9 protein-coding genes are annotated in these 15,166 nt (G+C 41.0%); all 9 read right to left on the bottom strand.

The annotated features are described in order from the left end of the window. Positions 1 to 1,188 carry a Gfo/Idh/MocA family protein gene (locus tag AC787_RS01300; RefSeq protein ID WP_054023138.1) on the bottom strand — a complete coding sequence of 396 codons (1,188 nt, stop codon included), beginning with the start codon at positions 1,186 to 1,188 and terminating at the stop codon, positions 1 to 3. A gap of 13 nt (positions 1,189 to 1,201) precedes the next feature. Beyond that, positions 1,202 to 3,586 carry a glycosyl hydrolase family 95 catalytic domain-containing protein gene (locus AC787_RS01295; protein ID WP_054023137.1) on the bottom strand — a complete coding sequence of 795 codons (2,385 nt, stop codon included), beginning with the start codon at positions 3,584 to 3,586 and terminating at the stop codon, positions 1,202 to 1,204. Next, positions 3,583 to 5,457, bottom strand: coding sequence for a right-handed parallel beta-helix repeat-containing protein (locus AC787_RS01290; protein WP_054023136.1), 1,875 nt, complete (start codon positions 5,455 to 5,457; stop codon positions 3,583 to 3,585). Before AC787_RS01290 ends, AC787_RS01295 begins: the two co-directional genes overlap by 4 nt. An 87-nt stretch (positions 5,458 to 5,544) precedes the next feature. Then, a complete protein-coding gene (locus AC787_RS01285; protein ID WP_161807502.1) occupies positions 5,545 to 7,071 on the bottom strand; it encodes an extracellular solute-binding protein in 1,527 nt (508 codons plus the stop codon). A gap of 170 nt (positions 7,072 to 7,241) precedes the next feature. Then, complete coding sequence (locus AC787_RS01280; RefSeq protein WP_054023134.1) at positions 7,242 to 8,156, bottom strand: carbohydrate ABC transporter permease; 915 nt, start codon at positions 8,154 to 8,156, stop codon at positions 7,242 to 7,244. Positions 8,157 to 8,176: 20 nt separating this feature from the next. Then, complete coding sequence (locus AC787_RS01275; RefSeq protein ID WP_054023133.1) at positions 8,177 to 9,148, bottom strand: ABC transporter permease; 972 nt, start codon at positions 9,146 to 9,148, stop codon at positions 8,177 to 8,179. 320 nt (positions 9,149 to 9,468) lie between these two features. Beyond that, positions 9,469 to 11,775 (bottom strand): helix-turn-helix domain-containing protein, encoded by a 2,307-nt coding sequence (locus tag AC787_RS01265; protein WP_054023131.1) that lies wholly within the window; start codon positions 11,773 to 11,775, stop codon positions 9,469 to 9,471. Positions 11,776 to 12,554: 779 nt separating this feature from the next. Further along, positions 12,555 to 13,361: an acyltransferase domain-containing protein gene (locus AC787_RS01255; RefSeq protein ID WP_054023129.1), complete on the bottom strand. Its 807-nt coding sequence runs from the start codon at positions 13,359 to 13,361 to the stop codon at positions 12,555 to 12,557. Between the two features lie 419 nt (positions 13,362 to 13,780). Further along, the coding region (locus AC787_RS01250) for an Ig-like domain-containing protein (protein WP_200930689.1) at positions 13,781 to 15,166 on the bottom strand (1,386 nt) is incomplete at its 5' end.

Below are 15,166 nucleotides of genomic sequence, written 5' to 3'. Positions count from 1 at the left end.
TTATACGCTTACGTTGTCCTCAAAAGCGAATAAATTTCCACCAGCTTCTTTATGTTTTCCCTGATCAACAGCTACAACCTTACCGCCGGAGCGAATGGATTCTGTTGCTACACAACCGACCGCTACACTCATTCGTCCTGCAAATGGGGTGGTTAACGGTTGCTTATCATATAAAATCAGATTGACGAAGTCTTCACAGATACGCGGATCAGCCCCGCCATGTGTTCCAGGAAGCTGTTTCATATCATAGGTAATATCGCTCATTTCCTGCCATGAACCAGATTTTCGTGTTTTCACATGAATTTTATCATTCACATCATCGTTTTCAATTCGACCCTTTGTTCCGATAAACGTATAGTTACGGGAATAGTCTGGGGTAAAGTGACACTGCATATATGATGCTTTTATTCCACCCTCTAATTCCATAATAACCATGTTGTTGTCTTCCACATCAATTTCTTCTCGAAATGCGCATTGCGTCAGCCGTGACATACTTACATCCGGACAAGTATCTTTCACATCGCATTCAGGACAATGCAAGTCATTTGGCTTATTGCCTCCGTAATAATCAAGACTGCCAAAAGCTGATACTTTCGTTGTATAACGATCCGTCAACCAATGTATCACATCAAAATCGTGAGAAGCTTTTTGTAAAAGCAATGAAGTTGTATTTTGGGCTGTACCGTGCCAATCATGATAATAAAAATACCCGCCAAGTCCAACAAAGTGTCTTACCCAGACTGCTTTTATATCACCAATTACCCCTGATTTGATGATTTCCTTCATGGTTTGGTACATGCTCATGTAACGCATATTAAATCCAATCATTAAATGCTTTCCTGACCGTTTCCATTCATCGAGAATGCGATCGCATGCTTCAATTGTGATAGCTAGCGGCTTTTCACAATATACATGTTTGCCGGCTTGTAAAGCTGCTATTGCGTGTTCTTCATGCATGTAATCAGGAGTGAAGATGGCGATGGCATCAACGTCTTCCCTTGCAAGCATCTCTTTGTAATTAGTTGTCACAAATGCTTCCTGATTCACATTTTGTTGAAATTGCTCTAATGCTGTCAGCGATATATCGGCAGCTGCCACAACAACAGAATTGCCATTTGGCTTATGCCAATATTGGATAATAGAGCTCCTTCCACCTGCTCCTAAAATTCCAATTCTTAGTTGTTTCATATTCTCCACCCCTTTATCGTAAAAGCAACAGTTTATACGGCTTGTCTGAATTCATTGAAATCGTAACATATCCATCTACCGGGTCTACTCTTTGATCCTCTTTTCCCTCTTCACGAAGGAGTACCGGCTCTGAAGATTTATATACAAAGGGCTGACTCGATTTATGGCTTACCGTCATTTCCGTTACCCGCATCCTATCCCACTTTATACTTACTTCAAACCCGCCTTGAACACGCACACCGGAAAGAGAACCTGCGATCCAATTTGAAGGAAGCGCCGGCAACAATTCGATAAATCCTTTATGCGATTGGACAATCATCTCGACCACACCAGCGGTATAACTAAAATTCCCATCAATCTGGAAAGGTGGATGTGCGCCAAGTAGGTTCGGGTACAGTCCGCCGCCTTTCATAACTTCACCCGCTTCTTCGACAATCATAAATAGCTGTTGAAGTAACGAATGTACTCGTTCGCCATCCTTTAGCCTGGACCACAGACAAATTTTCCAGCCGAGGCTCCAACCTGTTCCTGCATCCCCTCTTCTATTTAGCGATTGCCGAATAGCTTCTATGATTGGACCATCTGTAATTTGGCATCCTGGATAAAGACCATATAAATGGGATACATGACGGTGATGCGGCTCACAATCTTCATAATCAATCAACCACTCTTGCAGTTGGCCATACTTACCGATTTGCAGCGGGTGCAAGCGTTCTTTTGCTGCTTTCACTTGGTTAATAAACTCATTGTCGATACCGAGCACAGCTCCAGCCGCAGCACAGTTTGAGAACAAATCCCATATGATTTGCAAATCCATCGTTGACGCTTTTGTAACGGAGCCCACCTCTCCATTCTCTGCAATAAAACGATGCTCTGGCGATGTGGAAGGCGATGTAATAAGATAGCCGTTCTCATCCTCTATTAACCAATCTAAACAAAACTCCGCTGCACCTGCTATAATAGGGAACACTTCCGCCAAATACACCTTGTCCTGTGAATAGGTGAAATGCTCCCATAAATGACGAGTTAACCAAGGCCCTGACATTGGCCAAAAAGCCCAACTCGGATCACCATGTCTATCACCGCCGACGGGATGAGCATGTCTCCAAATATCTGTATTATGATGGGCCGTCCCCCCCTTCAATCCATACCTTTCACTCACCATTTCCTTGCCGGTTACAGAGAGCTCACGGATAGCTTGTAACAGAGGACGATGACATTCAGCCAAATTCGTCACTTCTGCAGGCCAGTAGTTCATTTCCGTATTTATGTTTAATGTATAGTTGGATGACCAAGGCGCGCGCGTCAAATCATTCCATATTCCTTGCAAATTAGCAGGTTGTGATCCCTCTCGAGATGATGCGATCAACAAATATCGCCCATACTGAAATAGAAGCTCAATCATTCCAAGATCTTTCGGACCAGATAATCGTATCCTTTTATCCGTATCAAGCTCTTCTTCCGAATGTTCTTTATCTAATTGGAAGTCAACCCGGCGATATAGGTTTTGGTAATCCAGTATATGCGCTCTTCTCAGCTCTTCGTAAGATATACCCATTGCACCGGTTAATATAGCTTCATTTTTTTGAGACAGGTCATCGAAGTTCTTACCCGGTAATTGGTCATAACCATTGTAAGAAGTAGCAATTGATAAATAGATGATCGTTTCAGTCGCATTGGTTATGACGAGTCTTCCGTTCTCTGATTCAATTTGTCCGTCCTTCTGATCTACGCCCACTCTTCCTTCAAAATGAATAGCGTCTGTTTCGCCAAATTTTCCATAAATAATGGGGAGCGAGCAGTCTCCTTTGTAATAATTCGGAGCACAATATTCAGGACAAACCCCTTGAATAATTAATTTATGGTCAGTAGAATGAACAGCATTGTATTTCAACAGACTATCCAGGGATATAGCTACGTTTAACATTCCTCTAACTGAACTTGCTAACTTGATCACCAATACTTGATGTGGATGTGATATAAATGCTTCTCTCGTGAATTCTACTTTGCCGACTGCATATTTCACCTTGGATATGGCCTGTTCGATATTTAACTTTCTTTCGTAGTGACTGGTTACATTCCCATGCAGAAATTGCAGCTTCAAATTTCCGAACGGCATATATGCTTGTGTATAAGGACCAAACATATTTTTCGTTTCGCTTATAGCTTCCACGTATTTCTCTTCATCGATTAAATGTCTTACTTTTTTTAACGATTCTTTATCATCATATGACTTATTTTTACGCGGCGGACCGGACCATAATGTGTCCTCATTCAACTGGAATTGTTCGGTTTCAACGCCACCGAAATGCATTGCACCCATTCTTCCATTCCCTATCGGCAGAGCCTCCGTCCAAGTGTTAGCCGGTTTTCTGTATAACAATTCGCAAGCCCTCATCGTAACACCACCTGATCCTCATGAATTTGCAAATCACTTTCCTGCATCCCTTTTATAGCGGCATAGACCTGATGATACCCTTCATATGTATTTTTCGATAACACGACATATTTGCACGTATCAAATTCAAATATCGGATGGGGCAATATCTCAGGTTTCTTGTTTATGATTCTATTATGTCGGAAGATGAGATTTTCGACGTTTTCTGCGGATACAACAGATTCATGATCCATATAAAAGGTATTGCTCTCAATCGTAATATTTTTGTGAATCTGAACAGGAGAAGTCTTCCCTCCAAGTGGAATGGGGTGGATATATATAGCCGGTTTACGGTCATCCCAACCAGCTACAGGCGTCACATGAAACGTATTTCCGCGAATTAACATATCTCTAACGGGACCGGACTCATACCAATCGTTCGAATCATTCGAGATAAAAATAGTGCTCATCGTTATATTTTTGAAGTGATTATTTTCAATCAACACACTTCTCCGAGTCGTGCAAAGTATTCCTCTTGTCGGAATATGGGCAAAATGATTATTCGTAATGACAACTTCTGGTGTATACGTCACGTTCTCCATAACATAAAGATATTCTTTATATTCGCCTTGTACCGTATCGAACGGCAGCCTTTTATTCAGTGTGACTTGCATCGTTTGCAAATCATTGCCTTCCTGTCCGGGATGTACAACATGGGTAACCTCAAATTCTTCTTCGAATTCATCACCCATTGTTGCACGTCGAAAGAAGATAACCTTGTCCCCTACATGATATTGCGGGAAACCGGCCTGCTGGGGATGAGCATAGATGACTTCGATGGTCATTTCATTGATTATTTTTTGAACCCTCGTAAACGTGCCGTGTATATTAATAGGGTCATCATGCGGATGGGTAAACGTACATCCATTAATCACAATTTTCCCTTTTGCACCAGAAACATGAATGGAATCGGCAAAGCTCGACCCATGTTTCCCCATGTTAAGATTGGGAATGAAATCGGTCGAATCGAACGTCACGTCGCCGCTCATTTGTACTAGGAAGCCAAACCCATGCAAATAATGAATCGTTACATCCGACACCCGTATCTGTTCACTTTCCCATATGAAAGCGCCTGCCGTATTGCGATCTATAACCTTGCAACATTCAAATACTCTTCCTGGGATAACTGCTTTGGGAAGAGCATGTCGATAATAAATACGAATATTCCCATTGTTCCATTCATTGATCTTTACACGATTCGAAGAAAACGGCCCCTCATTAGCCTCAAATCTTCTTTTTGCTCCGCTCGCTTCATCAAATCCGACAACAAGCCAATCGTTTTTGGAGCCCTCTTCTCTCCAATAATATTCACCTGTGTAAGGGCTCTTCTCACTTAGCCAATAAAACAACGGCTCATTGTCAGCAATTTCATAGGGAACTTGTTCTTCGAGATGATAATCTGCATAATAAAGTCCTTGTTCTTCCCCAATGTGCTTTACCGTTAATTCTGAACATGTCGAAACTTCATAATCCCATGACAGATTTCGGATGTGGATATTTCTAGAATGAAAAATCCCAAGCGCCATCACATCTCCATGAAATATAAACATCGAGCCGTTTCCTTCAATGGTCACATTCTCAAGTTCCTCGATTAAAAAACATACGGTCTTGATAGGATGTCTGATCGTATCCGTATTCGATGTGTGGAAAGCTCTTTTCGGTGCAAAATCAGGATAGAAATGATAGATTCCTTTTGGAAAAGAGACCATCACCTCTTCCTTCGCTCCCCTGATATCTTGAAATAACTTATCAACAATAGGGGTATGATCCTTTTCTGAGTTTGCTTCTCCACCGTATGCTTCTACATCAATGAATCGCGTTTTTGGATTCATTTCAACAGCACTCCTTCCTAGTCAAAAGGAATAGGGCTTAATAGACACCGTTCCATATTAAGCCCTATTTATAGATTCTATAAGGTATTATTGGTTATATGTGTTTTGATAGATTTCCAGATAACGGTTGACATTCAGCTTTTCAAAACCGTTCAAGTAACTTTCCCATTCTTTTTCGATGTCTTTTGCGCCTGTAATAAATTGTACTGTGTTTTCATTAATATATTTATTGATATTAATCTGCAACAGCGAGACTTCTTCTGCCTCTGCAGGATCAATCCAAGCTCCTTTAGCGATGAATATATCTTCCGGCTCAAATCCATCATATTTTAAAGTTGCATTGAAAAGTCTTCTTTCATAGCCTTCAGGTGAAAACTCATCTTCTGGCGCTGCAATCGAATCTCTCAATTCTCTCGTTAACATATTCGGGCCTCTTTCTCCCCAAGAGTAATACCTTTTTTCTGCTTCCTCCTTCTCTTCTTCTTTTGGATCAGCTGGAATTATCGCATATTTTGCTTGTTTGCCGGTTAAGTCAATATCCCCTGATTCACCTTTTCTCCAGTTAACGCCTTCTTTTCCTCTGGCTGCGAACATCGTTCCTTCCTCGCTATATAAATAGTCTGCCAGTTTAATTAAAGCTACTGCCTTTTCACCTTTTGCTTTTTCAGTAATCGCAAATGTAAGTGTGTCTACAGCTCCGTAATTAGCAGTCGTTAATTGAACGCCATTCGGCCCTTTTAACGGTGGTACAACATCGAACGCTGCCGATTTTTCATGAGCCAAATCCATGAAGACAGCCAAATGAGTTGCTGCTGAAGCACCAAGGATGGAATCCCCCTCACGTGTCCCCATCTGCTTGAGAGCCTCCATATTTTGAGTGAAAGTACCTGTGTCTATTAATCCTTCTTCATATAAGGAGCGAATATACTTCAATCCTTCTTTCCATTCCGGTTTCATGGCCGCCAAAACCAGCTTCCCGTTTTCTACGTTAATAAAATCCTTTCCGTTATTGTGGATAAAGGCATTCATCAAGAAAATAGTCGGACTGTTTCCTATTTCGCTAGTTTCTCCGCTTAATGGAATCTCATCTTTTGCTCCATTTCCATTGGGATCATCATTTTTAAATGCGCGTAACACATTTTTAAACTCTTCTGTCGTTGTAGGCATCTCTAAACCTAGTTTTTCTAGCCACTCCGTATCCATCCACATTTTACCATACCTAGAACAGTGGTAGCATTCGTTGATAGATGCCAAGGCGTAAATATTTCCATCAGGCGCTGTTATCCCGCCTTCCAAATATTCGACTTCTTCCATTGCTTTTTTGATATTTGGCGCGTGTTCATCAATTAGGTCATTTAACGGGAGAAATACGCCTTCTTTTCCATACTTTTGTACATCTATTTTCGTAAACCCATCTAGCCATGTGACTGCAAAATATGCATCCGGATAGTCTCCGCTGGCGAGAGATAATTGTTGTTTTTCCTTCGCTACATCCTGGGGAGCATACTCCCATGTAATTTTAATATTGAATTTTTCCTCCACATGTTTTGTAAATTCATTGACGTCGGCTCCGAATTCACCATCCCATGACAGCTTGGGTGTGAAAATCGTCACCGGGATCGGACCGTCTGCACCAGTGTTTCCGTTTTCCTTACTTGAGGACGGTTCATCCTTCGAAGGCACACAAGCCGATAATAAAGCAATGATGAATAACATAATACTTAGCATCTTTAGTTTTTTCATATTTTTATCCCTTTCATTTATAAATTGTTGTTACCTGTTCGTTACCCCTTTAATGAGCCAATTAATACACCCTTCACAAAGTACTTCTGCACAAACGGATAGATGATAAGGACCGGTAAGCTGGAAATAACTATAAGAGAGTATTTCATTAGTTCCCTTAATCCTTGAGCTTTTAATAATTGCATAACATCTCCGTTTGGATCCGCGTTCAATATCAATACACTTCGCAGGATAAGCTGTAACGGATATAGTTGTTCGGACTTCAGATAAATCAATGCATCAAAATACATATTCCATTTTGCAACCGCATACATCAAAACTAAAACGGCAAGAATCGGTTTGGAAAGCGGTAATACGATGCTCCAAAAAAAGCGGAAATCACTGCAACCATCAATTTCACTCGCTTCAGCTAATTCATCCGGAATCGTTGTCTGGAAGAAGCTTCGAGCAATAATAACCTGAAACACCGCTAATGCCGAAGGCAGCAATAGTGCCCAAATCGTATCGATGAAATGAAGATTTTTTACGACGAGATAAGTTGGAATTAAGCCGCCATCAAATATCATGGTGAATACAAGCAAAAAGATGATGATGCCTCTGCCGTAAAAGGTTCGTCTTGAAAGCGGATAGGCGAGCATAACCGTAATGCTTACACTGATCAGCGTTCCGACAACCGCATAGAAAAGCGAGTTGGAAAACCCTTGAATAATTTGCGGGTTTTTAAACACGGTCGTATACCCTTCTAACGTAGGATTAACCGGAAACAGCCATACTTGACCGGAAGTTACCGCCGACGGGTCACTAAGGGAGGCGCTTACAATATAGATAAGTGGGTATAATACAGAAACTAAGATCAGACATAGAAAGAAATAAATACCTCCGAGAAACAATCGGTCAACCGCTGATTCTCTTATTCTCGTTTTATTCGTACCTTGTGTGAATGGCTTCCCGTTCATTGTCCTCCTCCTTACATTCCTTACCATAAACTTGAAGACGAAAATCGTTTTGAAATCGTATTAGCCGTTATGATCAAAATAAGGTTCACAGCGGAATTAAACAAACCAACAGCCGCTGCAAAACTATAATTTGCTCCTAGTAATCCGATTTTGTAAACGTATGTGGCTATCACTTCACTTGAACCTGTGTTTAAATCATTTTGCATCAAATAAATTTTCTCAAAACCTAGCGACATGATGTTGCCAATGCTTAACACAAGAAGTACCACAATAATCGGCGTAATCCCGGGAAGGTCTACATAAGTGATTTTCTGCAAACGACTGGCACCATCTATCTTTGCCGCTTCGTACAAGGTTGGATCAATTCCAGCTAATGCCGCTAAATAAATGATTGCAGCGTAACCAGTATTTTGCCACACGTCAGACCATACATAAATCGATTTAAAGTATGCCGGTATACCCATAAAATTAATCTGCCCGATGCCAAACAACTCGAGAATATTATTAACTAATCCTGCATTTGGAGACAGGAATAAGATAATAATCGATACCATAATGACCGTCGAGATAAAAAACGGTGCGTAGGTAACGGTTTGTATTAGCCTCTTGAATCGGGCATTACCTACTTCATTTAATGCTAGTGCCAAAATGATTGGACAGAGAAATCCAATGATCAGCCCATAAAGACTCAAACCAAGCGTATTTTTCATCAACAGGGAGAAGTTCGGGCTTTCAAAAAAGTAACTAAAGTAGCGCAAACCTACCCAATCACTTCCCATGATCCCCTTTGTGACGCTGTAGTCCTTAAAGGCAATGATGATTCCGGCCATTGGTACATACTTGAAGGTAATTAGAAATGCTAAAGGAACGATCGCTAATAAATAGAGTTGCCAATGCCTTTTGATTTTTTTTACAGCTGAATTGTCTTTCACACTCACCTTTTTTTTGCTTGTCTGTTGAATCCCAGGTTGTTTGACTCCTCTCAGTTCCATTTCATTCCCCTTTCATTATCATATTTCCGAACAAATTCTAGGGTGATATTCCGTGTTGATAGCGCTATCATATTATGATTGCGGAAATACGAAAAGGGACAATTCATTTGCAGGTTACACCAAGTAACTCCTTTATTATCAAGGGGTTTTATATGTCCAGCACCCATAACCGTACAATAAATCAGAAGGGTACATTTAATTAAACCTGCTGTAGAAGGGATAATAATAGCCTTTAGCTTGTTCAATGAATGTAAAAATCCCCCTACAAACGCAGGAGGATCCTAATCATGATGGTTCTTGGAATACCTTATAGATTCACTTCACGAGCACTCAATAACCGATCGATACTCTGAAGGGGATAAACCGGTAATCCGTTTAAACGCCCTTCTGAATGAATGACTGCTATTATATCCGGAAGCAGTAGCAATATCTTCAATCGAATCATTCGATTGCGTGAGTTTTAATTTTGCATAGTTCATTCGAATTTCCTCAATATAATCAGAAATGTTAATTCCGATATTATTTTTAAAAATGATCGGAATTCCTTTTTCCGGATAACCGACTGCATCAGATAATTGGTACAGGGTTAAATCCGGGTCATGAAAGTTCTGCTTGATATATTTTTTTATTTTAGATATCAGCACCTGGTTTCCGGCAAGCATTTGTTTTTGTATCCTTCGAGCAATATCGATCATCATCCACTTTATTTGGTCAACGTCTTGACTAAAGATGCTATTCTTACCCATCACTCTTTCCAACCTGGCTTGAATATCTTCCATGATGATTTGATTATTTCCGGTATTCTTTGATAAGATTCGAATCATTGTCTCATGTAATGCGCCAATTAGTTGGGTGCCATTTTGCTGGGTTAACCTTCTTTTTACAACATTTTCGTCATGCATTTTATCAAATAATTCTATAACCTCTGTTTCATCACCGTTCATAACAGAATTAATGAGTCTGATCTCTAATTCGATCGGATAATAATAAACATTCATTTGCTCTACCGGATTGTTCGTATATCTATACAAAGTGGCTTGCTGATCCATGGATAGAATAAACGGTAGACTGGATTTCGATTCTTCATATGCTTTCGAAATCCCCCTGATTCCTTGAAATTGTTGGCTCATTCCTATATTGACCTTTAAACTATACTTATCTATTAATAGACCTATGAATAAATTAAGCTCCTTCTCAATTTTCTCATCATGGATAAGGTCATTTTCGGAATAGGTTAGAAGAAAAATAATTTGATTCACATCATAATGAAAGAGATAAATATTTTCATGAAACTTTTTCTTCACTTCATTTTGGATCATCAGACGTGCAACATTGATTTCATCCAACATTTCTATGTCAAGTTCGTTGGAGAAATGAATAACTTGAATAATACCAACATATCCAATATCGCCTTTCAATCGGATATCAGCCTGCTCCAGCAGAACACCTGCATCCTTCATAGATGTTCTTTCTCCCATAACGACAGAGCGCAACACAGAATCTTGCAGGATCGGTTGTTGTTGCTGAATTTGATTTTTCAGATCGGTATTTTTGGAAATCATATCCTCAACATTACTATGTAAAAATTCATAAGGGTTTTTTATTTTTTTCGTTTCTGAAAGCGGGATAATACGTAATAGGCGACTTAATGGAATGCTGTTATTAAACGAGAAAACAAACGCAATACAAAGTCCTGCCAAAATAGAGATTAAAGCGGTTAGCATGCTAATCGTTTTGATATGATTAACATCTGCGAGCAGCTTATCCTTAGAAATTGCCGCTACATAGGTCCAATCATTATGTTCGGATTTTAATTCTATATACATAAATTTCCCATTTTCCACATCAACAAAAGGTTTTCCGGAGGAATCCTTACGTATAGAAGTATTTTCAGTTGAATCATCACTAAAGAGAATATCCCCTTCTTGATTATATACATACGTAAACCCGTTATATTGAGCCGAAATCGGGCTTAATAAGGATGTGAATTCGCTTTCATTAATCATTACGACAACATTTGCCTTTGACGATAATGTATTATTTAAAGGCAACGATTGTACATAGGTAATAACCGATTCTTTCACGGTATTGGTTCCCCGTTCCATAGTTACGTTTGCAGCGGGAATGTAAAAACTCGAGTAAAAATGCCGATTAATATTGGTATTCCATTCCTCAAAACTCATTTCATCATAAGTATAATTATTGAAAAAATCTTCCGGACGTACATAAGCAGATCTAGGAGTTACAATCGTATCAATTTGATTAAAATAAATATAAAATCTGCTGAGAAGCGTGTTTGTATGCACAAGCTGTTCAAGACTTTCACGAACCTTGTATATATCATAAGCAACAAGCGTATCGCTAGGAGATTTTCGATGCATTAATTGCCTAATATCCTGATTAAAATGCAGCTGATAAATGAACTGTTCGATTTCAATATTTTTCTGATCGATCGCGGATATCATTTCTTTCAACAATTTTGTACTGCTTGTCGTTGCATGATCTACGATTTTATTAAGACTCACTTGATATACGATAAAACTTGCGATTAAAGGGATCACGAGAATCAAAATATACGATAATAAAAACCGTCTGAAAATATGTATCTTTTGGAGATAATTAAGCATATCGTATTTTGCTCCTCCACCAGAACTTTTCTCAATTCTAACATGCTATCCGGACTAAATTATCAACGACGCAGGAGTTCTGATAGCTCAAGTGTTGACATCTTTCTATCAATAACACGATTTAGATTATTTTTGAGCATCTCAATTGCCTTCTCATCCCACAAGGATTCCAGTGTCCATATGAATCTCAGATTCTCTTGCAATACTCAGCACCAAACATCTGGGTTTCCCTCACCGTTATCTTTCATGCTATCATCTATTTATTGTGCATGACAATAGCCTCGTTTGATTGGAGTTGAATGTTTTGTCTACTAATCAAATGATTAAGAAGTAGTCTCTTCGATCAAAAATCATTTTATTTGATATTGCGTCAACTCTCATTCCGCTCATATTATGCACTTTTCTTTTAATTACCCTGATTTTCAATGTATTGACTGGCTACATTCGCAATGATACCGTTTTCTTTCTCAAGCAAACCAATACTAATTTTCAGAGTAAAACGGAGTTTTTGGAGGACACGCTGCTTCGCTTTAGGAACAATGCGGATATTACGGATTACTTAACCAATGTAGCGGACAAAGCCGGCGATTCGGTCACAATAGGTACGGCTAACAATGAAAGCATCCGGGGCTTTCGCCTAAGCAATATAAAGATACTCATTGACAGTAGAGTTGACCAAATATGGCTTGTGATGGACCCAGCTGTAAACGTCTCGTAATTCCTTGGATGAAAAGAGCCGCTGCCCGTATAGAAACGGTCAAACGGCTCGCTCTCTCTCACTATTGGAATCTTATTCCGTATCCGTTCCCCAGTTGATTACCTGCCATCAGATAGGCCTTTGCGCTTTGCTGCAATGACGTTCGCTCTTCATAAAGAGAAGGGTCTTCGCACACACGGTTGAATATCCGTTCCTCCGCTTGCTTTGCCTCACGGTCCACTTCATAGACGACGAAGTTCTTCTGGAACTTCAGGATGTTTGAAGTCGGCGGCAACACTTCGCTAAGCTGCGGATAGAGCAGCCAAGACTGGCATACGAAGATTGAAGGAATGCTCCGGAAGAACGCTTTCGCCACCCTGAACGATCGCTCCACGCTTTGCCCATCCAGCGGTCCGCCTTCCGGGATATGAACGTTGAGCGCCAGTTCTCCCTTGCGGAATTTTCTTCCTTCCGCCTTCACATCTTGATCCAGCGCTATAGGCTGGAATTGCAGCCGACCTAGCCGAAATAACCGTAGTTGAACGTGCTCCTGCAGCCACCCGTATTCTTCGATGCCATAGACGCCGAAATCCTGGTAACATTTCTTGCACCATATTTGCAGATCAGAGAATGTGTCGTAATAAATATCGTCCGATATGCCTCGGGCCCTATATTCTTCATAGGCATCCACCGCAAATCTTGCGAATAGGGCCAAGAACGTCTCGCGGTAAGACGGTGATTGCTTCACGCAGTCAAAGAAGGCTAGCCTATCGCTTATAAACTGCTGTTTTCGTTGATTATAGTTTTTATCATCAATATGAATCCGATTGATCGTCTGACGGGCGCCCTCATCCAACTGAATACCTTCGCACAATTGATCCAAGTTCATTTTGCCGATCTCCTTCTGGTGCTTGTAAGAATAGGGATATTATACCACATTCTTCACCCTACCAAGCTATAATCACATATTTAACCTAAGAATTGTAATTCTGAACTTAGTCCCAACCTTGTAATGCTACCCGCCTGTTTACGACCTCAGTATATATGGTTAACCTCACCATACTAAACAATAACAAATGAAAAAAAATCAAAATCAATAGAATCGGCACACCAAAAAATAACGAATCTCTAAAAAGAGATGCTCTGCATATGGATAAGGCACGGCTCAATCATCGGAATGATTGAGCCGTGCCTTTGGTGTTTTCACCGACCATGGCGGTCGATTTATTTAATCGTAAAGAAAATCAAAGTGACCGCTTCCGCCCTAGTTGCGAACTTAATAATCTTCCTTTCCCTAGTAAATAAAGATCATTCCAAAATCTTTCTAGCAATCGCCGCAAGGTCGACAATATCGATAACGCCATTGCCATCGAAGTCCGCCGACTTGAACTTGTTCCAATCTGGATGCTCATCTTTCATGCCATAATGAGCCGCCGCGATGGCAAGATCGGCGATCGAGTACTTGTTGTCGTTGTTCGAGTCGCCCGGCATAACCGGAGACGCCTTCACTTCGACTCGTATGGACGCCGGAATCGCTTGACTTTCGTTTCCTTGCGCGTCGCCTAAAGCGGCGCTTGCAACTGTTATCGACCCGTTTGCGTTCTGCGAGACTTGCTTAGCCATAAATTTCAGCTCTACTATTTCTGTATCACCCTTGATCGCATTGTCCATTCCAAGACTAGCGACAAGCAAGCGTATTTGTCCAGGAGTAGGCATCTCCTGTACATAGACACTAACTCCCTCAAGGATGGCAACCGCATCTTTGAATTCATAGAGACTGGAGTCATACTGGAGCAATACATCCTGGCCCAATAYCGGAGTTTTTACATCCTTCAGTCCATATTTCACGGAGAACGGCTCRCCTTTCAGGACCGTAGACGGACCGGAAAACTTCACGGCYGTTTGCWGCTCGCCRCGCTTWGTCACATGAACCTGCGCCGTCACCGTTTTTCCGCCATAAGTTGCGCTCACTGTCGTGCTGCCTTCCCCTACACCAGTCACCAATCCATTGTTATCTACAGAAGCAATTTTCAAGTCCTCTGCCTTGAATTCGGCTAGCGAAGTGACATCCTTCACCGCGCCCGATTCGCTGTATGTCGCGCTGACGACCGTTTGATGCGTTTCGCCAACGGTCAGGCTGATGGATGTTTGGTTTAGGCTGAGCGTAAACAATTGTTGAACCTCGGCCACTCTGACGGTAGCTTTGGGTTCCGCCGATGATCCTTCTACCGTTCCTTTAACGGTAAGCACACTAGCATGGGCTACCATTTCTGCCGTAATTGGGGCCCACACGACATCCGCGAGTCCTGTCGTTCCGTCGTTGTAGACGGCTTCAACCTGTGCGGGAAGTACGGGGATTACGCCTTGGTTCGTATCTACGGCAACCGATTTATAATCCACGATTTTCTTCTCGAACGCTCCTCTTGCCGCGAATACTTCAAACTCTGCCAGTCCGCATTCTGCACCGCTTGGATTGGTGTATTTATTTTCCGGATCGATGGTAAACTTTATCCAGCTTGTCTTTATCGGAGTATCGAATGTCACGATGTTATCCGGTTGATCTTGCCATTTAATACCCGTTACCTTTTGGCTTCCGCCCTCCCACTCAAGGAGTCCTTCAACAATTTGGTTAACATCGTGTCCTCTATCAACCAGATTAATATGGCTAATTTCCATAGGACCAGAGAATTGAAG

It is taken from the genome of Bacillus sp. FJAT-28004, from assembly GCF_001280845.1.
GTDB lineage: Bacteria > Bacillota > Bacilli > Paenibacillales > Paenibacillaceae > Pristimantibacillus.
The sequence above is the reverse complement of the archived record's forward strand: the minus strand, read 5'-3'. Positions and strand labels throughout refer to the sequence as shown.

What these genes read in the sequence shown, in the direction of transcription:
- AC787_RS01300 (WP_054023138.1), bottom strand. Translation starts at nt 1,188, where the DNA reads ATGAAACAACTAAGAATTGGAATTTTAGGAGCAGGTGGAAGGAGCTCT.
- AC787_RS01295 (WP_054023137.1), bottom strand. Translation starts at nt 3,586, where the DNA reads ATGAGGGCTTGCGAATTGTTATACAGAAAACCGGCTAACACTTGGACG.
- AC787_RS01290 (WP_054023136.1), bottom strand. Translation starts at nt 5,457, where the DNA reads ATGAATCCAAAAACGCGATTCATTGATGTAGAAGCATACGGTGGAGAA.
- AC787_RS01280 (WP_054023134.1), bottom strand. Translation starts at nt 8,156, where the DNA reads ATGAACGGGAAGCCATTCACACAAGGTACGAATAAAACGAGAATAAGA.
- AC787_RS01275 (WP_054023133.1), bottom strand. Translation starts at nt 9,148, where the DNA reads ATGGAACTGAGAGGAGTCAAACAACCTGGGATTCAACAGACAAGCAAA.
- AC787_RS01265 (WP_054023131.1), bottom strand. Translation starts at nt 11,775, where the DNA reads ATGCTTAATTATCTCCAAAAGATACATATTTTCAGACGGTTTTTATTA.
- AC787_RS01255 (WP_054023129.1), bottom strand. Translation starts at nt 13,361, where the DNA reads ATGAACTTGGATCAATTGTGCGAAGGTATTCAGTTGGATGAGGGCGCC.